This window comes from Salinimicrobium sp. CAU 1759 (assembly GCF_054482715.1).
The window spans coordinates 1660568-1680327 of record NZ_JBTLRK010000001.1 but is presented as its reverse complement, the minus strand read 5'-3'; the positions used below and the strand labels follow the sequence as shown (position 1 = coordinate 1680327).

The window sequence follows — 19760 nt, the reverse complement described above, 5'->3', positions numbered from 1 at the left end:
ATTTCCGAAGTTTAGGTGAGCAAAGTCACCAGCACAAAAACAGTGCCTTACCAAAAGAAGAATTAGATTCGGGAGTCTTTACGAAGCTGGGCCATCTTGATTGCAGCAACAGCGGCCTCGGCACCTTTGTTCCCATGCTTTCCGCCGGAACGGTCAATGGCCTGTTGCATATTTTGATCTGTCAAAACACAAAAGATCACAGGAATATCATTCTGTACGTTCAGGTCCTTTATGCCCTGGGATACCGCTTCACAGACAAAGTCAAAATGTTTTGTTTCCCCTTCTATCACGCTTCCAATGGCAATAATAGCGTCCAGCATGTCATAGGACTCCTGCATCTTCTTGCAGCCGTAGATCAACTCAAAACTTCCCGGAACGTTCCAGCGTACGATCTTTCTTTCCAGCACCTCATTCTCCAAAAGCACCTCAATGGCACCCCTGCAAAGGTTTTCTGTGATATTATCGTTCCATTCAGAAACAACGATCCCAAACCTGAATTCCTTCGCGTTTGGGATCGTATTCTTATCGTATTCTGAAAGATTTTTTCCTTCTGTTGCCATACTTGTTTATTGCATTGCCTGCGCCTGTCCAAGATAAACCGCCACACGGTTTGCCTCAACTGAATCAGGATATTCATTCTGAATTCTATTGAGATATTCTTCGGCAGTTGCTCCATCCCCTAATTTAATAGCTGTAACCGCAGCTTTCATAAGAAATTTAGGAGTAGTGAAGTTATTGTCCCTCATCTTTGCAGCCTCTTCGTAATATCCTAAAGCTTCTTCCGGCTGATCAAGCTGAAGGAAAGCATCTCCAATTCCACCTTTTGCCAGGGGAGCAAGAATCTGGTCATCACTCTCGAAGTCATCTAGAGCTTCGATAGCCTGCTGATATTGGTTCGTATTTAAGTAAGCCATTCCCGCATAATAGTGAGCAAGATTTCCGGCTTTAGTAGAACCGTAGTTCTCCATGATATCTTCAAATCCATATTTTCCCTGTCCTCCTGTTAAAGCAAGATTGTACAGAGAATCACTTTGAGCTCCCGAAGCCTGTAACGCATTGTCAAAATACTGCTGAGCCATGAACATCTCATTTGCAGCTTCGGCCTCTTTAGGCTCCTGGATGAATTCCTCGTAAGCCAGATAACCAAGGATCACTGCAGCAGCAACCCCAATAATTATGAAAATATACTTCTGGTTTCGGGCAACCCATTCTTCGGTCTTACTCGCCCCTTCATCAAGAGTGTTAAATACTTCGGCAGTTGTTGATTGTTCCTCAACAGCAGCATCCTGTTCTTCCTTGCTTCTGGGCTTATATCCTCTTTTCTTGTAAGTAGCCATAAATAAACGTTAATTGAAGCGCAAAAATAGAATATTTCTTTAAAATTAAAAGGGAATTAAATTGTTTATTTATGCTAATTTGCAATGCTCAAAAGCCTCCCCATGGCTTCATTCTATGATGCTGAATAACAGTTTTTTATGTTTCTTAAAAACCTTTCCTTACTCAATTACAAGAATTTTGACTCGACCGAATACGAATTTGATCGCAAGATCAATTGTATGGTAGGAAATAATGGGATAGGAAAAACCAATGTCCTCGACAGCATCTACCACCTCTCCTTTGGAAAAAGTTATTTTAATCCCATAACCAGTCAGAACATAAGGCACGACGCAGATTTTTTTGTCATAGATGGCATTTTTGAGAAGAATGAACGGGAAGAGCAGATCATTGTAAGTGCCAAACGCGGACAAAAAAAGGTGATCAAACGGAATAACAAACCCTATGAAAAGTTCAGTGAACATATAGGTTTTATTCCTACGGTGATCATCTCCCCTGCCGATCGTGATCTAATCATCGAAGGCAGCGAAACCCGTAGAAAATTTATTGACGGGGTTATCTCTCAAAGCGACAATAAATATCTCAACAGTTTAATTGACTACGGAAAAATTCTTGCACAGCGCAATTCCCTGCTGAAGTATTTTGCAGCGAACAACAGCTTTGACCGTGACACTCTTTCGGTTTACGACATGCAACTGGAGGAACTTGGTAATATTCTGTTTAGAAAACGCAAGGCTTTTTTAGAAACCTTCATTCCAATCTTTCAGAAGCGTTATGCAACAATTAGTAATGGCCGGGAAGAAGTTTCCATTAGTTACAAAAGTCAGTTGGAAGAGGGAGATTTTAAGAATCAGCTGGAAGAAAATCTTCAAAAGGATATGGCTCTGCAATATACCGGTGTAGGCACCCACAAAGATGATCTCATTTTTGAAATTGAAGGTCATCCAATCAAGAAATTCGGATCCCAGGGGCAACAAAAATCATTTTTAATTGCTCTTAAACTGGCCCAGTTTGACTTTATGAAGGAATTGAGCAAGGTCTCCCCAATCCTGCTAATGGATGACATTTTTGACAAGCTGGATGAGAACAGGGTTGCTCATATCGTAGATCTTGTTGCGACAGATGAGCTTGGGCAACTTTTTATAAGCGATACCCACAGGGATAGAACAGAAAAAGTGGTGAAAAGCACCGGACAAACCTATAAAATGTTTTACCTGTGAAAAAGGTCATTTTTTTACTCTTTTTAGCAAACCTGTTCCTGTCCTGTGGCAGTGATGCCCCGCAGGAAAAGATAGACAATCTCAACGGCTACTGGGAGATCACCAAAGCCGAACTTCCGGAAGGCGTAATCAAAGAATTCAAATTTTCAGAACTGGTGGATTTTATTAAGGTGGATAGCGCGGCCGGATTCCGCAAAAAGTTGCGGCCACAACTGGATGGCAGCTTTATAGCTTCAGAAGATGTTGAGATCTTTGAAATAAAGCTTGAGAATGACAGTATTAATTTGTACTATTCGACGCCCTACGCAAACTGGAAGGAAAGCATTATTTCTTCCGAAGAAAATGAACTGGTGGTCCTAAACCAAGATGGGATCATCTACACCTACAAACGTTTCACCCCATATTCAGGAAATTATGGCCAAGAGGATCAATGATCACATTAGCATTAGCGAGGCATTAAAGGAATTTGTGAGCGATAACAAGTTGCAAAAAGGCCTGGATAAGGTGCACGTGCGCGATGTGTGGAACAGCCAAATGGGACCTGCTATAGAAAAATACACCACATCTATCAAGCTGGACCGGGATACACTTTACGTGCAGTTAAGCTCTTCGGTCCTTAGAGAAGAATTGAGCTACGGCAAGGAAAAGATTGTGAGAATGCTTAACGAAGAACTGGGAAGAGAGCTCATAAAAAAGCTTATTCTGCGCTAACGGGGATTCAAAATTTAAGGTTCAGGATTTAAAATTCTAAAAGTTCACTGACGTTTTAATACCTTTAATTCGTTAACGGTTAATTTTTGCTTGTTAACCTAAAAATCCACTTTGAAGTCAAGAATTATAATCGATTTATAACGTCTTTGTGAGCGATGGCGAAATAATCTCATTATCGGAAAGCAGTCTGATATTTTCAAAATACCATAATAAGACTTCACAAAAGAGGAAATTCTTCAGGACCAGTACATTTTTAAAAAGTCTAATGCTTCGCCTAACTATAGATCTAAGGTAGAGGGAAAATTCAATCTTTGAGTTTCCCCCCAGATCCCGCTGATTTTTGCAAATCTCTTTATGAATAACCTCATTTTCAAATTTTCAAATTCTTTTTTGGAATTTGGTGCTTGTAATCTCTAATTTTCTAAATCCTCTGTCCTCTAAAAAAAGAACCTCCTCTTCATTTTTCAAAAAAGACATTTTTGAGATTCTTATTAGGAAACAACATTTTAATTAGACATGGCAACTAAACAAGATATGATCGAGCGACAACTAAAAGGTCGGGGCATCTCCGATCCCCGGGTGTTGGAGGCTATGCAGGAAGTCGATCGATCTCTTTTTGTCCCCGAAGATGAGCAGGATAAAGCTTATGAAGACAAGCCGCTTCCCATTGGGAAGAACCAGACTATAAGTCAGCCGTATATTGTGGCTTATATGGCCGAGCAACTGCAACTGGAAAAAGACGAAAAGGTTCTGGAGGTTGGTACCGGCTGTGGATATAATGCTGCAGTTATTTCCAGACTTGTATCGCACGTTTACAGCCTCGAAATCATTGAATGGCTGGCAAAACTCGCAAAAGAAAACCTGGAGAAAACCGACTATAAAAATATTACCACCAAACACGGTGACGGCTATTCGGGATGGGAAGAGTATGCTCCTTTTGATGCTATATTGCTAACAGCCGCTCCATCCTCTATCCCAAAACCTCTGACCGATCAACTGAAGATCGGCGGCCGAATCCTGGCTCCCGTCGGTCGCATGAATCAGCAACTGATCATGATGTATAAGAAAGCTGAAGACGAATTTGAAAAGAAAACCTTGCTTCCGGTGAGGTTCGTTCCCATGACCGGCCGGGCAGACAATGGAGGCCGCTACGGAAGATAGAAACTAAAAAACCACCCAAAAAGGTGGTTTTTCAATATTATTTAAGAAGAGGTTCTAGAACATTTCTCTTCCGGCGAAATGGAAAGCACCTTCAATCTGTGCATTTTCATCACTATCACTTCCGTGTACGGCATTTTCACCTACAGAAGCAGCATATTTCTTTCTAATGGTACCTTCGGCAGCATCTTCAGGATTTGTAGCCCCAATAAGGGTTCTAAAATCTTCAACAGCGTTTTCTTTTTCAAGAATAGCGGCAACGATTGGCCCGCGGCTCATGAATTCAACCAGTTCTCCGTAGAATGGACGCTCACTGTGCACTTCGTAAAATTTTTCAGCATCACGACGTGTCATGTGGGTAAGCTTCATTGCAACGATTCTAAAACCTGAAGCTGTGATCTGCTCTAAAATAGCTCCAATGTGTCCTTTTTCAACTGCATCGGGCTTAATCATGGTGAAAGTTCTATTTCCTGCCATTTCTTCAATTTTTAATTTGGCTGCAAAAATAGTCAAAACAATCCCATATACAAGGTGCTTAGGCTTTTATTCGATCTACCGGAAAGAAAGACCTCCAAAAATGACATTTTTGGAACTTGATCCCACACTTTTTCCATCTTCAAATATTCGGTATCTTCGCCCTCTATGACAAACGAAGATATTTCGCGTGTAAAGGAGTTACTCGGGGGCCAAAAGAAAATAGTCATTGTTCCTCACAAAGGTCCCGATGGGGACGCAATGGGTTCTACCTTAGCACTCAAGATCCTGCTGGAGGGACAGGGGCATTACGTACAACTTATCGCTCCAAATGATTACCCCGATTTTCTAAAATGGATGCCTTATCAGGATGAAGTTTTGATCTATGAAAAGGACACTAAAAAAGGAAAGGAATATATAGCTGAGGCAGATGTGATCTTCACCCTCGACTTCAATCACCTTTCCCGTGCCGGAGAAATGTATCATCCCCTGCAAGAAGCAAATGCTGCATTTATTATGATAGATCATCACCAGCAGCCCGATGATTATGCCCAAGTTACCTACAGCGATGTCACCATGTGCTCCACCTGCCAAATGGTCTACCATTTCATTGAAAATATTGGTCTGGCAGAACATATCACTCCGCAGATCGCAACCTGTTTATATACCGGGATCATGACCGATACCGGCTCTTTTAGATATCGCTCTACCACCAGCCTCACCCACAGGGTGATCGCCGAACTAATTGAAAAAGGTGCCGACAATACTTCCATCCACGAGAATGTATTTGATACCAGCTCGTATGGGCAGCTGCAGTTACTGGGGTGTGCCCTTCAGAATCTAAAAGTAGTAGAAGGACTTCGCACGGCTTATATCACACTTTCACAGGAGGAACTCGACAGGAATAACTTTAAGAAAGGAGACACAGAAGGATTTGTGAACTACGGACTTTCCCTAAAAGGAATCGTTTTTGCAGCTATTTTCATAGAGAACGCAGCCGATAATATTGTGAAGATCTCCCTTAGGTCAAAAGGAACATTTTCGGTCAACGATTTTGCCCGGAAGTATTTTGACGGGGGCGGTCATATCAATGCCGCAGGAGGCAAGAGTGATCTCTCTCTGCAAGAGACAGTTGATAAATTTATTAGTATCTTGCCCTCCTACAAAACGAACCTGGCGCTATGAAGATAAAATTTTTAATGCTACTTGCGGGACTCCTCCTTTTTTCCTGCAAGTCGCCCGAAGCGAGAAGGCCGGTAACGCAAAAATCGGGTTCCTACATCAATGAAGCGGTAGAACGAAACCGCGCCATTGTGGCCGAAGAAGAAGCCCGAATTCAAAAAATTATTGAAACTGATTCTACAAGGGAGTACCTCTCCTCTCCTAACGGTTTTTGGTATTACTACAATACAAAGGACACCACCTCTACAAGAACTCCCGAATTTGGTGATATAGTAGAGTTTGATTACAACATTAGATCCTTGAATGGAGAAAACATCTATAGTGATGAGGATATTGCTCCCCGCACCTATGCCATCGATCAGGAAGAATTATTTAGTGGTTTAAGGCAGGGGCTAAAACTTATGAAGGAAGGGGAAACAGTCACTTTTCTTTTTCCGTCACACAAGGCTTTCGGGTATTATGGCGATAAAAACAGAATAGGATCAGATGTTCCGGTGATCTCCACCGTAACCCTTATAGATATTTCAGAAGAATCTGAAACTGAACAAGAGAATAACAACTAAAACAATCAATTACGAAATGAAGAAAATGAGTTTTTTGCTTTTATGCAGTATTTTATTTGCCTTTACTGCCTGTAATGAGGAATATCCTGAACTTGAAGACGGTATGTATGTCGAGTTCAATACCAACAAAGGACCTTTTGTTGCAGAACTTTATTACCAGGCTACGCCAATGACTGTAGCCAGTTTTGTCTCTCTTGCCGAAGGTACAAGTACTATGGCCGAGGAGCAATTCCGCGACAAGCCTTTTTATGACGGACTTGTTTTTCACCGCGTTATTGGGGATTTCATGATTCAGGGTGGTGACCCACAAGGAACCGGAAGCGGAGGCCCTGGTTACAAGTTTCCGAACGAAATCGTTGATACCTTGACTCACGATTCTGCAGGAATTCTTTCTATGGCAAACTCCGGTCCTAACACAAACGGAAGCCAGTTCTTCATCACGCTTAAAGAAACTCCGTGGTTGAACGGATTGCACACTGTTTTTGGAGAAGTGGTAAAAGGAATGGACGTGGTAGAAGCTATTGGGAATGTTGAAACAGATCCAAGTGATCGACCATTGGAAGAAGTGGTAATGCAGGAGGTAAAGATCATTCGCAAAGGAAAAGAAGCTAAGAATTTCAATGCTACTGAAGTTCTTTCTCAAAAACTCCAGGATTTCAAAGCTGAAACTGAAGCCAAACAAAAAGAAATGGAAGAAAAGCGCACGACTAATGCACAGCGCTATGAAGAATTAAAAGCCGAAGCTAAGGAACTGGAAAGCGGTTTACAATATACTATTCTTGAAGAAGGAGAAGGTCCACAGCCAAAACAGGGAGATACCGTAATGGTGAACTACAAAGGCTATTTAAGTACAGGAGATCTTTTTGATACTAACCTGGAGCAGGTTGCCGAAGAAGCAGGCATGGTCAATGAAAGAAGAAAGCAAATGGGAGGTTATTCTCCAATGCCTATGCTTTACAGCAAAGATGCACCTATGATCCCGGGCTTCAAGGAAGGAGTACAACAGCTACAGGTAGGAGATAAAGCAGTGATCTTTATTCCTGCCCACCTTGGTTACGGAGAGCGCGGAGCACCACCGGTGATCCCTCCATCTGCCGACCTTATTTTTGAGGTAGAGCTGGTAAACATCAAAGAATAGACACAAAGTCTTTTAACCTAAAATACCTCCCAAAAATGACATTTTTGGGAGGTATTTTTATTTAAGGCTTCCGAAGGATTAGTTCTTCTCCGGAATATTCTTTAGTACTTCAAGCACAAATTTCCAGTACTTCTGGGCAGATGAGATACTTGCCCTTTCGTCGGGAGAGTGTGCGCCGCGAATGGTTGGACCAAAAGAGATCATATCCATTTCGGGATAATTCCTTCCCAGAATTCCGCATTCGAGACCGGCATGGCAGGCAGCGATATCGGGCTCATCTGTGTTCATTTTCCTATACAATTCATCAAGCACCTTGAGAATTGGCGAATTCATATTAGGACTCCATCCCGGGTAAGCTCCCGAGAATTCAACCTCAAATCCTGCCAGTTCAAAACCTGCCCGCAGGCTGTTGGCAAGATCACTCTTTGTAGAATCCACCGAGGAACGGGTCAAACAAAGTACTTCAATCTTACCATTGTTGACAGTTACACGGGCTATATTATTGGAGGTTTCTACAAGCCCTTCAATTTCCGGACTCATTCTGTACACCCCATTATGTGCAGCGTAGATCGACTTCAGTAGCAATTCCTGAGCTCCCAGTTCCATAACCTTTTGTGGTGCTTCAGTTTCTGAAACCTCTATATGCAGTTTTGGCTCCAGCGACTTGTATTCCTGCTGAATGTCCTGAATGATCTTTCCTACTTCGGAAGAAAAATCCTCCTTTTGAATTTTCTCAACTACAACCACAGCTTCACTTTCACGCGGAATTGCATTTCGGAGTCCGCCGCCATTGATCCCGGCGATCCTCATCCCAAATTTTTCGAAACCTTCGAAGAGAATACGGTTCATCACTTTGTTGGCATTTCCAAGGCCTTTGATGATATCCATTCCTGAATGCCCACCCTGCAAGCCTTTTACCACTATTTTATAAGCAAGTGTGTCTGCTGGCACAGGTTCTTCATTATAGGTCCGGGAAGCGGTGATATCAACTCCGCCGGCACAACCAATCCCAATTTCATTATCTTCTTCTGTATCCAGGTTAAGAAGAATATCACCATTAAGAACCCCGGCTTTTAATCCCATTGCTCCGGTCATCCCGGTTTCTTCATCAATGGTGAAAAGCGCTTCCAGGGGAGGGTGTTGGATATCTTTGCTTTCAAGAATGGCCATCATGGTAGCTACTCCAAGGCCATTATCGGCTCCCAAAGTAGTTCCCCGGGCTCGAACCCAATCTCCGTCAACATACATCTCAATTCCCTGATTCTCAAAATCAAAATTTGAGTCGTTGTTCTTTTGATGTACCATGTCCAGGTGTGACTGCAGGACCACTGCCTTTTTGTTCTCCATTCCCGGAGTGGCAGGTTTCCTTATGATCACATTTCCTACTTCATCAACTTCGGTCTCCAACCCGAGATTGTTCCCAAAGTTCTTCATGAATTCGATCACCCTTTCCTCCTTTTTGGAAGGTCTTGGTACAGCATTGAGATCGGCAAATTTATTCCAGAGTGGCTTTGGCTCCAACGCCCTTATTTCTTCATTCATTTTGTTGTTGTTTTGCATTTTCACAAATATAAGAAAGTGGGTGGTGGAAAGCCGGATTTGCAAATTCCATTTTATTAGGGATCGAATTCAGAAAACAAATTTTGCCACTGTACACAAGTTTTAGAAGAACCCTCGTATTAAAAAAGAGACAGGTTGTGCATGGGTCCCAAGACCTATGATTCCTTTCTTTTGCTTAACTTTTTTACATGATTAATACGGAATATGGAAATGGAGATGACAAGTTTTCCAAACATGAAGCCTGCAACAGTTTTTATCAAAGTCTTGGCTTTTCGCTCTTGGTTCTTGGTTCCGAAAAAACCTATTTTTGAGAGGTGAAGAAAAAAGTAGCTGTCATTCTGGTCATTCTTCTACCCCTGCAGATCCTGCTGAACAGGATATTGGCTGCCAATCCTCTATTTGTAGAACAATGGTACAGTAACGGCATTTATCCCGTAACCTCGGCCCTGCTGCGAAGAACCCTTGGATTATTTCCTTTTTCCATAGGAGATTTCTTATACGCTTTACTGGTTGTAATGATCATTCGATGGCTGGTCCTTCGAATAAAACAGCGCTTTCGCAATCCGAACCGCTGGATCCTGCATTCCATAGCTGTACTTTCCCTCATCTATTTTTGCTTTAATCTTTTTTGGGGTTATAACTATTACCGTCTACCCCTGCATGCAGCCCTCGAGATCGAGAATGACTATACCACCGAAGAACTTGTGGAACTTACCCGTGACCTTATCGCCACTTCCAATGAACTCCATCTAACCATAACCGGAAATGATTCGGTTAAAGTAGATATACCCTACTCAAAATCGGAGATCCTGAAGTTGTCTTTTGCAGGTTACGAGAATATTGAAGATGATTTTCCAGAGCTGGTATATGACGTGCCGAGTCTCAAGAGGTCGGTTTACAGTGTTCCTTTGACTTATATGGGTTTTAACGGATATCTCAACCCCCTTACCAATGAAGGGCAGGTGAATACCCAGATTTTATCTTACAAGATCCCAACAACTGCCAGCCATGAGATAGGACACCAGCTGGGGTTTGCCAAAGAGAATGAAGCTAATTTTCTTGCCTGTCTCACAACCATGAACCATCCCGATAAATATTTTAATTACTCCGGATATACTTTTGCCCTTAGCTACTGCCTTAGCGAACTCTACAGGCGGGATCCAGCCCTGGCTGAAGAACTTGTGGATGAGCTCAATTTTGGTGTAAAGGAAAATTATCGTGAAGTGAGGGAGTTCTGGGAGAGTCATAAAAATCCCTTTGAACCCATGTTCATGTTCGTGTATGATTCCTTTTTAATAGCTAATAATCAACCCGCTGGAATGCGGAGTTACAGCTATGTTGTTGCACTTCTGGTAAATTATCACAAGAGCAGGGGCAGGTTGTAAGGAAATTTTGGAAAGGATGCCACTTTTTTCATAAGTGATGGTGATGGACTCGATATGCGCACCAACAAAGTTTGCCAGGCCTTCATTGAGGGCCGGGAAATAAGTCTTGATAGGCAGCAGACTGACCTGGCAAAGAGATACACAGATAAATACGGACAACAGGAATAAAATAGTTCCTGAAAATGTCATTTTTGAAAGGACTGTCCGGAGCATCTTCGGACAGTTTTTTTATACCTTAAAATTTCCTGAATTGAGCACCACCTGGGTCGAGGGAATCACGGGTTGGCCGTCATCTTCGGCGGTAATAAAGATCCGGATGGGTTCGTAAGGAGTATTGGTTTTAAGTTCGCCGTTATTTTTACGGTTGATGTCCAGTTTCCCAACATTGATAGTTCCGTGTTTTTTGGTGACCATCCAAACTACATAATAGCGACGCTCCGGCGACAGCCTATCGGGTGCTGCAAGGTTATTCACGTCCAGTTCGATCTCATAATTTCCGTTTGAATCCTTATCTACTTTTACAACCGCTTCGGCTGCAGGCACCACTTCCGAAACCGGAAAGGTCACCTTCTTACTACAGGAACTAATAAGAATGGCAGCGAAAATAAATATTAAGATTCTAAAAGCATCTTTGACTGCAAGAGGCTTCTTCCTTTTGTCATTATTTTCCATATGTCTGATTTTCAGTTAATTTACTTCTTTTTTATCATCTTTGAAAGTCGGCGCCTGCAGATTTTTAAAAATAAAGCTCCTCAGCCTGCAGTTTTCTATCTTTGCCCCATGCATAAATCAATTAGCAGTCTTCAAAATCCAAAAGTGAAAAGGATCCTGCAATTGCAGGAGAAAGCCCGTACCCGAAAAAAGGAAAATGTTTTTATAGTAGAGGGTGCCCGTGAAATTAGCCTGGCCATAAAAGGCGGTTATACAGCGCTGGAAATTTATTTCAATGCTGATCTTTTTCCCGCCGAAAAAATTGAGGATTTACTTTCGAATTCTTCAGCGGTTGAAAAATTTGAAATCTCTGCAGAAGTTTATCAGAAGATCGCTTACCGCGGAAGTACCGAAGGTGTGATCGCAATTGTTGCTATTAAAGAGCTTTCCCTGGACAACCTGAAATTCAGGAATGAAAATCCGCTGATCCTTGTCGCAGAAGCCCCCGAAAAGCCTGGAAACATAGGAGCACTCTTGAGAACTGCCGATGCCGCTGCGGTAGATGCCGTGCTCGTAGCTAATCCGAAAACGGACATGTTCAATCCCAATATCATTCGCAGCAGCGTGGGCTGCGTCTTCACCAATAAAATCGCCACCGGCAGTACATCTCAGATAATCTCATTTTTAAAGGAGCAAAAAATTGACATCTTTGGAGCCGCATTACAGGCCTCTGTTCCTTACCACACGGTAGATTTAACCGGCGGCAGTGCCATTGTGGTCGGCACCGAAGCCACAGGTTTGACTGATGAATGGCTGCAAAATACCACACAAAATATTCTTATCCCCATGGAAGGAGAGATCGACTCCATGAACGTCTCTGTGGCCGCAGGAATTTTAATTTTTGAGGCGAAGAGGCAGCGCCTTCGGAGAGATTCCGGGTTTAAGATTTAAAATTTTTTGTTGCGGGTTGCGGGTTGCGGGTTGCGGGTGCATAGGAGTCCTCTACCGGGGAGTTTGGCCGGAGGCCGGGGTTGGAAATGACGAAAAAATTTGACCAACATCACCATTTTCTTAAATAGTATCTCTAACCCAACGAAGGAAATCTCTATCTTAGAACATGGCTAATAAGAATTTGAATGTCGCTTCTGAAAAGTCCCCTCCCGGGGAGGGGTGGCCAGAGGCCGGGGTGGGAAACAGCGTTAGCATTCTCACTACCATCGATTCCATTCCAGTAAAACGAAAATCCCTTCCCCTACTTCCTGCAGATAAAAATTTGAGATTAAGAGCCAAAGCTTTACGTAAAATGGGAAATCTACCTGAAATTATTTTTTGGCAACAGGTTCATAAAGGCAAATTCTATAATATTGATTTCGACCGGCAGCGAGTGATTGGCAAATACATAGTGGATTTTTATGTGAAGGGCCTCGGACTAGTCTTAGAAATTGATGGCAGCAGTCACAATGAAAAGGTTAATTATGATGAACATCGGGAAAAGTACCTAAAGAGTCTTGGGCTACAGGTTTGGAGAACAACTTCAACTGAAGTATTGATGGATGCTGAACGTGTGATGGAGCGTTTGAAGGATTTTATAAAAGATAATTATTCGTAAGTTTTCCCCACCCCGCCTTTCAGGCACCCCTCCGGAGGAGGGGACGGTGCTGAGATTATTTTCTGTACGGCTTATAGATTCCAATGACTATATAAGCTAACTAATTCTTCTCCTCAAATCTGTTTTTTCGAGCTACTTCCCTATCCCGTCTTACAGGAACCCCTCTGGAGACTTCGCAATTTTCAAATCGTACTTCTAACTTCGCCACTATTCTGCTTATCTTAGCCTCTCTAAAATTTCTTACAATTGACTGCAGATACTCTCTTTTTCTTCATAGTTGGAATTATTCTCATCGATTTTATAATAGATAAGGTCCTGGATGCTTTGAATGCCAGGCATTACAACGATCCTGTACCCGATTCCCTTAAAGATGTTTTTGATGAAGAGGAGTATGAGAAATCTCAGCGGTATAAAAAAGCAAACTATAAATTCGGAGTCATTTCTTCTACATTTTCTGTAGTTGTTTTATTGCTGTTCCTGTTTCTTGACGGATTTGATTTTGTAGATGGGATCGCAAGATCAATTTCAGATAATGCCATTGTGATCGCATTAATTTTCTTTGGGATCATCATGATTGGAAGTGACCTGCTGTCTCTCCCGTTTTCGGGGTATCACACTTTTGTAATTGAGGAAAAATTCGGGTTCAACAAAACAAGTCCTAAAACTTTCATTTTAGACAAGCTTAAAAGCTGGGGAATGATGATAGTTCTCGGTGGCGGAATTCTGGCATTGATTGTATGGTTCTACCAGTTTGCGGGAGATGATTTCTGGTGGTACGCCTGGATCCTCGTGGCGGTATTCAGTGTCTTTTTGAATATGTTCTACGCGAGGTTGATCGTTCCGATCTTCAATAAACAGACTCCACTTTCCGAAGGATCCCTGCGGGACAAAATAGAAGCCTATGCTAAGAAAGAAGGTTTTAACCTGGAAAAGATCTTTGTAATAGACGGCTCCAAAAGAAGCACTAAGGCTAACGCCTATTTTTCGGGATTTGGAGATGAGAAAAGAGTAACCCTTTACGATACCCTCATCAATGACCTGGATGATGAGGAGATTGTAGCTGTACTGGCGCACGAGGTGGGACATTACAAGAAGAATCATATTATCATCAACCTCATCATTAGTATACTTACCACCGGATTTACCCTGTGGATCCTATCACTTTTTGTGGGAAACCCATTACTTTCAGCAGCTTTGGGAGTAGAGAATCCCGGGTTTCACATAGGATTGGTAGCCTTCGGAATACTCTTCAGCCCGATTTCAGAAGTAACGGGTATCATCATGAACTATCTTTCCAGAAAATTTGAGTATCAAGCCGACAATTTCGCTAAGAACACCTACAAGGCACAACCTTTGATCACCGGATTGAAGAAGCTGTCCAAGAACAGCCTTAGCAATCTTACTCCGCATCCTGCCTACGTCTTTGTACATTATTCTCACCCGCCGTTGTATAAAAGGTTCAGGAATCTGCAGGGGTAATTAAATTGCCTGTTTTCAATCTTAATCGTATTTTTAGAACATGATGACGGAAGCCGCTATAGAAAAGGAGAACAAGGAAATTGCACAGCAGTACAAGAAACTTCTGCGCATTAGCTATCAAACCCTGACCGATGAGGACAAGAAACTCATAAGGCAGGCTTTTGACATAGCCGTAGATGCTCATAAGGACCAGCGCCGCAAATCGGGCGAGGCTTACATTTTTCATCCTATTGCTGTGGCCAAAATTGTAGCTTCGGAAATTGGGCTCGATGCCACCTCTATTGCTGCTGCCCTTTTGCATGATGTGGTTGAAGACACGGCTTACACTCTGGAAGATATTCGGCAGATGTTTGGCGATACTGTAGCCAGAATCGTAGACGGGCTCACCAAGATCTCGCACCTGGAGCACGATAAAGATGTTTCCCTGCAGGCAGAGAACTTCCGGAAGATGCTGCTTACGCTGAATGATGACGTGCGGGTGATCATTATCAAAATAGCCGACCGGCTGCACAATATGCAGACCATGGATTCCATGCGAACCGACAAGCAGGAGAAGATCGCTTCAGAAACCCTTTACATCTACGCCCCACTTGCCCACCGTATTGGACTATATAACATTAAAACCGAGCTCGAGGATCTTGGTTTGAAATATACCGAACCGGATGTTTACCACGAGATCCTTCAAAAGATACGTGAGAGCAAGGAAGAGCAGGATAAATATATAGGAGAATTTACCCAGGTGATCCAGGATTCTCTGGACAAGGAAAACCTGCAGTACACTATTAAGGGCCGGCCAAAATCAATCTATTCGATCCGCCGGAAAATGAAGAATCAAAATGTCACTTTTGACGAGGTATATGATAAGTTTGCGGTAAGGATCATTTACAAGAGCGATTCGGCCAATGAGAAATTCCTTGCCTGGAAGATCTATTCAATAGTTACAGATCACTTCAGGCCCAATCCAACCCGCCTTAGGGACTGGATCTCTTCACCAAAGTCGACTGGTTATGAAGCCCTGCACATTACAGTGATGGGCCCAAAAGGCCGTTGGGTGGAAGTACAGATACGGAGTGAGCGCATGAACGAAATTGCCGAAAAAGGTTATGCCGCTCATTATAAATACAAGCAAGGCAGCAATCAGGAAGACGGGCTTGAGGAGTGGGTGAACAAACTTCAGGAAGCCCTGGAAAGTTCGGAAGTGAATGCCGTGGATTTCGTGGAGCAGTTCAAATTGAACCTGTATTCCAAAGAGATCTTTGTATTTACTCCGCAGGGGGAATTAAAATCCCTGCCCAAAGGTGCTACTCCCCTGGATTTTGCCTTCAGTATACATACCGAAGTTGGACTGCGCACAAGGGGAGCGAGAGTGAACGGAAAGCTGGTCCCTTTAAGTACCACCCTTAACAGTGGAGACCAGGTGGAGATCATTACCTCAGAAAAAGCAAAACCCAATTCCAACTGGCTCGATTACGCTACTACAGCACGTGCCCGCGCAAAGATCAAATCCTCTTTAAAAGAAGAAAAAAAGAGTATTGCCGAAGAAGGGAAAGCCATTCTCTCTAGAAAATTACGGGCTCAGAAAATTCCGTTTAACGAGAAGACCATTAATGAGCTGGTAATTTTCTTTAAGCTTAAGACCAGTCTGGACCTTTTCTACAGGGTGGGTGTTGGAACTATTGACAATCAAAAATTAAAAGATTACGCAGCCTCTCGCAGTAATGCCCTGGTGAGCTTCTTCAAAAGCAAGATCAGGAAACAAAGCACAGTCGAAGACATAGACAAGGATGAGATCACAGCAAAATATGATCAACTGGTCTTTGGGCGGGATGAAGAGATCCTGGACTATAAGCTGGCTAATTGCTGTAACCCAATTCCCGGGGATAGCGTATTCGGTTTTATAACCGTTAGTGAAGGCATTAAGGTTCACAAAAAAGACTGTCCCAATGCCATTCAGCTACAGAGTAATTTCGCCTACAGGATCATACAGGCGAAGTGGAAAGATTCTACCCAGGAAGACTTTAAAGCTGTGATCAAATTAACGGGAATTGACAACATTGGCCTTGTAAATGATGTTACCCGGGAGATCTCCAATAATATGAATGTCAACATTAAGAATATCAATTTTGACAGCCAGGACGGGATCTTCACAGGGAAGATCACAGTGGTCGTAAAAAATAACAGTATCCTTAAAAAATTGATGGAACACCTTAAAAAAATAAACGGTATAGATAAGGTGTCACGTGAATAATCTTATACCTTTGCACCCATATCATGAGCAAGAAAGTAGTGAATAAAAATGACCAGGCGGTTGTAAAGAATGTCTTTACAAAGTACCTGGAAGAAAAGGGTCACAGAAAGACCCCCGAACGTTTTGCTATCCTGCAGGAGATCTACAACAGCGAAGAACATTTTGATATTGAATCCCTCTATATCAAAATGAAAAATAAGAAGTACCGCGTAAGCCGGGCTACATTATACAATACCATAGAACTTCTTTTGGAATGCGGACTGGTGCGGAAGCATCAATTCGGGAACAATCAGGCGCAATACGAGAAATCATATTTTGACCGCAACCATGATCATATCATCCTTACCGATACTGGAGAGGTGATCGAATTTTGCGATCCCCGCGTGCAGTCGATCAAGCAAACGATCGAAGAAGTTTTTGATATTAAAATAAACAACCATTCCTTATATTTTTACGGAAACAAAAAATCAACCGAATAACCTGAATTTTATGGCAGTAGACTTACTTCTTGGATTACAATGGGGAGATGAAGGAAAAGGAAAGATCGTAGATGTATTCACCAAAAAATACGACATCATCGCCCGCTTCCAGGGAGGCCCAAACGCCGGACATACCTTAGAGTTTGACGGCCAAAAGCACGTACTTCACACAATACCTTCGGGAATTTTTCACGAGAATGCTATCAACCTGGTTGGAAATGGAGTGGTAATAGATCCTGTTATCTTTAAAAGAGAGCTCGATAACCTTAGCAAAGCCGGTGTGGACTACAAGGATAAACTCGTGATCTCCAGAAAAGCCCATCTTATTCTTCCAACACACCGTCTCCTTGACGCTGCCAGCGAAGCCTCAAAAGGTAAAGCTAAAATAGGATCCACCCTTAAAGGAATTGGTCCTACCTACATGGACAAAACCGGACGTAACGGGATAAGGGTCGGTGACCTGGAGCTTAGCGACTGGAAAGAAAAATACCGCAACCTTGCCGATAAGCATGAAGCAATGATAAGCTTCTACAACGTAGATGTGCAGTACAACCTTGGCGAACTGGAAGCAGAATTCTTTAAAGCTATCGAAACTTTGAAGTCACTGCAGTTCATTGACAGTGAAGAATACCTGTACCAGGCACAGAAGAATGGTAAATCCATTCTTGCTGAAGGTGCACAGGGATCATTACTTGATATTGACTTTGGGACCTATCCTTTTGTTACTTCTTCCAACACTACTGCTGCAGGAGCCTGCACGGGATTGGGAGTTGCCCCGAACCAGATCAAAGAAGTCTTCGGAATTTTCAAAGCCTATACCACCCGCGTGGGAAGCGGCCCCTTCCCTACCGAACTTTTTGATGAGGATGGTGAAACTATGGGAAGAGTTGGTAAAGAATTTGGCGCGACCACCGGAAGACCACGCCGTTGCGGATGGTTGGATATGGTAGCACTTAAATATGCAGTGCAGGTAAGCGGAGTGACCCAGTTGATCATGATGAAAGCTGATGTTTTAAGCGGATTTGAGACCTTAAAGATCTGTACCGCCTATAACTATCAGGGGAAAGAGATCACACACCTGCCTTACAACATTGAGCATCAGAATGTAACTCCGGTGTACACTCATTTTAAAGGTTGGGAGAAGGATCTTACAAAGCTGAGCTCAGCCGATGAATTGCCTCAGGAATTAAAAGAGTACATAGCTTTTATAGAAAAAGAATTGGAGATCCCTATCAAAATCGTTTCTGTTGGGCCTGACAGGCTGCAGACCATCGAACTTTAAGAGGTTTCAAAAATGACATTTTAGGAAGGTGTTGCGAAAGCAGCACCTTTTTTTTATTCAGCTCCACTTGAGACATTGTGCTCTCCATCGTCATTCTGAATTTATTTCAGAATCTCATCAATCGTATTTCCAACATTGTTAGAACCTGAAACAAGTTCCTTTAGACTTGCAAAAGTAAGTAGCAAATTAGGTTGAAGGAATAGAAATAATTTAGCTCCTCTCAATTATCAGGCTACTTTATTACGTAAAAAATTTTCCAGATACTGAAGAAAATAATTCTTGCACATATAAAATTTAGTATTAACTTTGAAATGCAAAGTACTTTTTAAATGGAGAGAAAAGAAGAAGATTACATGCAGGACCTTAGGGAGATACGTTCTATTATGGAACGCTCCACCAAGTTCCTCTCCCTTAGCGGAATTTCTGGTGTTTTGGCCGGATTTTATGCTCTGGCAGGAGCTTATCTGGCATTTGAGATCTTTGACGGTCAGGAAGCATTGGTGCCGGGAATACCTTCGGGAGAACAGGTTTGGAATCTTCTTCTAATTGGGATCATAGTTTTGATCCTCGCTATTACAACAGCTGTGATCTTTTCAGTAAAAAAGGGAAAGAAAAAGGGACAACAAGTGTGGAATTCGGCAGCCAGGAGAATGCTGGAAAATATGACGGTTCCCCTGGTAGCAGGAGGTTTACTCGCCCTTGTTTTTCTCATGAAAGGGCTCGTCATGTTAATGGCACCTGTTACGCTCATCTTCTATGGAATAGCTTTGTATAGTGCCAGCAAATTCACATATGAAGATGTGAAGTACCTGGGCTTTATTCAGATTGTTCTGGGATTACTGGGAGCTTATTTTACGCAGTACAGCCTCCTTTTCTGGGCATTTGGTTTTGGGGTGATGCATATTGTTTACGGAATCTATGTGAACTACAAGTACGAAAGGTGAAAATATCTATAGATGGTTTGCATAAAGCATTTGAGAGCAGGATAAGACTCGGCATCATGTCGGCCCTGGCTGTGAATGATACGCTGGATTTTTCATCGCTCAAGGAGTTTTTAGATGTAACGGACGGGAATTTGGCAAGTCACCTGAAAGCACTGGAAAAGGAAGAGTTCGTGGATGTAACTAAATCTTTTATAGATAGAAAACCTAATACCAAATACGTTATGACGAAACAGGGAAGAAAAGCTTTTGAAGAACACCTGGCAGCGCTTGAAAACTTGATAAAATCTCAAAAATAGATTTTTTTACACATTTACTTTGAATTTCAAAGTACTTTTAAAAAAG

Annotated in this window: 21 protein-coding genes; 16 read left to right on the top strand and 5 right to left on the bottom strand. The window is 42.4% G+C overall.

Annotation, left to right across the window (positions count from 1 at the left end; genetic code table 11):
• Window positions 1-62 precede the first annotated feature (62 nt).
• Together ribH and ACXYMT_RS07550 are read right to left on the bottom strand one after the other, a co-directional pair.
• A complete protein-coding gene (gene ribH / locus ACXYMT_RS07555; RefSeq protein WP_459058473.1) occupies window positions 63-560 on the bottom strand; it encodes a 6,7-dimethyl-8-ribityllumazine synthase in 498 nt (165 codons plus the stop codon).
• Between the two features lie 6 nt (window positions 561-566).
• A complete protein-coding gene (locus tag ACXYMT_RS07550; protein ID WP_459058472.1) occupies window positions 567-1337 on the bottom strand; it encodes a tetratricopeptide repeat protein in 771 nt (256 codons plus the stop codon).
• 138 nt (window positions 1338-1475) lie between these two features.
• Here ACXYMT_RS07550 and recF point away from each other — a divergent pair, with 138 nt between their 5' ends.
• From recF to ACXYMT_RS07530, 4 genes are all read left to right on the top strand, one after another.
• Window positions 1476-2555: a DNA replication/repair protein RecF gene (gene recF / locus ACXYMT_RS07545; protein WP_459058471.1), complete on the top strand. Its 1080-nt coding sequence runs from the start codon at window positions 1476-1478 to the stop codon at window positions 2553-2555.
• Window positions 2552-2989: a lipocalin family protein gene (locus ACXYMT_RS07540; RefSeq protein ID WP_459058470.1), complete on the top strand. Its 438-nt coding sequence runs from the start codon at window positions 2552-2554 to the stop codon at window positions 2987-2989. The genes recF and ACXYMT_RS07540 overlap by 4 nt, the downstream gene beginning before the upstream one ends.
• Window positions 2970-3266: a DUF721 domain-containing protein gene (locus tag ACXYMT_RS07535; protein ID WP_459058469.1), complete on the top strand. Its 297-nt coding sequence runs from the start codon at window positions 2970-2972 to the stop codon at window positions 3264-3266. Before ACXYMT_RS07540 ends, ACXYMT_RS07535 begins: the two co-directional genes overlap by 20 nt.
• Before the next feature lie 516 nt (window positions 3267-3782).
• Entirely contained in the window at window positions 3783-4427 is a 645-nt protein-coding gene (locus ACXYMT_RS07530; RefSeq protein ID WP_459058468.1) for a protein-L-isoaspartate(D-aspartate) O-methyltransferase, read from the top strand.
• A 54-nt stretch (window positions 4428-4481) separates the two neighbouring features.
• On the opposite strand, the gene ACXYMT_RS07525 is transcribed toward ACXYMT_RS07530, so the two are convergent.
• A complete protein-coding gene (locus ACXYMT_RS07525) occupies window positions 4482-4901 on the bottom strand; it encodes a nucleoside-diphosphate kinase (protein WP_459058467.1) in 420 nt (139 codons plus the stop codon).
• A gap of 165 nt (window positions 4902-5066) precedes the next feature.
• Between ACXYMT_RS07525 and ACXYMT_RS07520 the strand changes: the two genes are divergently transcribed.
• From ACXYMT_RS07520 to ACXYMT_RS07510, 3 genes are read left to right on the top strand one after another with little or no spacing between them, the layout of a single operon-like run.
• The gene (locus ACXYMT_RS07520; protein ID WP_459058466.1) at window positions 5067-6083 is read left to right on the top strand and encodes a DHH family phosphoesterase; all 1017 of its coding nucleotides are present in this window, start codon (window positions 5067-5069) and stop codon (window positions 6081-6083) included.
• Window positions 6080-6643, top strand: a complete 564-nt coding sequence (gene gldI / locus ACXYMT_RS07515; protein ID WP_459058465.1) for a gliding motility-associated peptidyl-prolyl isomerase GldI — start codon at window positions 6080-6082, stop codon at window positions 6641-6643. The genes ACXYMT_RS07520 and gldI overlap by 4 nt, the downstream gene beginning before the upstream one ends.
• 25 nt (window positions 6644-6668) lie before the next feature.
• Entirely contained in the window at window positions 6669-7781 is a 1113-nt protein-coding gene (locus tag ACXYMT_RS07510) for a peptidylprolyl isomerase (RefSeq protein WP_459058464.1), read from the top strand.
• Between the two features lie 78 nt (window positions 7782-7859).
• Here ACXYMT_RS07510 and ACXYMT_RS07505 read toward each other — a convergent pair whose 3' ends face one another.
• Window positions 7860-9323 carry an aminoacyl-histidine dipeptidase gene (locus ACXYMT_RS07505; protein WP_459058463.1) on the bottom strand — a complete coding sequence of 488 codons (1464 nt, stop codon included), beginning with the start codon at window positions 9321-9323 and terminating at the stop codon, window positions 7860-7862.
• A gap of 332 nt (window positions 9324-9655) precedes the next feature.
• On the opposite strand from ACXYMT_RS07505, the gene ACXYMT_RS07500 reads away from it, so the two are divergent.
• Window positions 9656-10726 (top strand): DUF3810 domain-containing protein, encoded by a 1071-nt coding sequence (locus ACXYMT_RS07500; RefSeq protein WP_459058462.1) that lies wholly within the window; start codon window positions 9656-9658, stop codon window positions 10724-10726.
• 228 nt (window positions 10727-10954) lie between these two features.
• On the opposite strand, the gene ACXYMT_RS07495 is transcribed toward ACXYMT_RS07500, so the two are convergent.
• Complete coding sequence (locus tag ACXYMT_RS07495; RefSeq protein WP_459058461.1) at window positions 10955-11398, bottom strand: hypothetical protein; 444 nt, start codon at window positions 11396-11398, stop codon at window positions 10955-10957.
• 108 nt (window positions 11399-11506) lie between these two features.
• Here ACXYMT_RS07495 and ACXYMT_RS07490 point away from each other — a divergent pair, with 108 nt between their 5' ends.
• The 8 genes from ACXYMT_RS07490 to ACXYMT_RS07455 all read left to right on the top strand — a co-directional run bounded on the left by ACXYMT_RS07490 (window position 11507) and on the right by ACXYMT_RS07455 (window position 19714).
• Entirely contained in the window at window positions 11507-12328 is an 822-nt protein-coding gene (locus ACXYMT_RS07490) for a TrmH family RNA methyltransferase (protein WP_459058460.1), read from the top strand.
• 166 nt (window positions 12329-12494) lie between these two features.
• On the top strand, window positions 12495-12986 hold the full coding sequence (locus tag ACXYMT_RS07485) for an endonuclease domain-containing protein (RefSeq protein WP_459058459.1): 492 nt from the start codon (window positions 12495-12497) through the stop codon (window positions 12984-12986).
• 246 nt (window positions 12987-13232) lie between these two features.
• Window positions 13233-14465, top strand: a complete 1233-nt coding sequence (locus ACXYMT_RS07480; protein ID WP_459058458.1) for a M48 family metallopeptidase — start codon at window positions 13233-13235, stop codon at window positions 14463-14465.
• Between the two features lie 43 nt (window positions 14466-14508).
• Window positions 14509-16713, top strand: coding sequence for a RelA/SpoT family protein (locus ACXYMT_RS07475; RefSeq protein WP_459059158.1), 2205 nt, complete (start codon window positions 14509-14511; stop codon window positions 16711-16713).
• A 23-nt stretch (window positions 16714-16736) separates the two neighbouring features.
• The gene (locus ACXYMT_RS07470; protein ID WP_459058457.1) at window positions 16737-17192 is read left to right on the top strand and encodes a Fur family transcriptional regulator; all 456 of its coding nucleotides are present in this window, start codon (window positions 16737-16739) and stop codon (window positions 17190-17192) included.
• Window positions 17193-17202: 10 nt separating this feature from the next.
• Window positions 17203-18474 carry an adenylosuccinate synthase gene (locus ACXYMT_RS07465; protein WP_459058456.1) on the top strand — a complete coding sequence of 424 codons (1272 nt, stop codon included), beginning with the start codon at window positions 17203-17205 and terminating at the stop codon, window positions 18472-18474.
• Window positions 18475-18803: 329 nt separating this feature from the next.
• Entirely contained in the window at window positions 18804-19418 is a 615-nt protein-coding gene (locus ACXYMT_RS07460) for a hypothetical protein (protein ID WP_459058455.1), read from the top strand.
• A complete protein-coding gene (locus ACXYMT_RS07455; RefSeq protein WP_459058454.1) occupies window positions 19415-19714 on the top strand; it encodes a winged helix-turn-helix domain-containing protein in 300 nt (99 codons plus the stop codon). Before ACXYMT_RS07460 ends, ACXYMT_RS07455 begins: the two co-directional genes overlap by 4 nt.
• Window positions 19715-19760 lie beyond the last annotated feature (46 nt).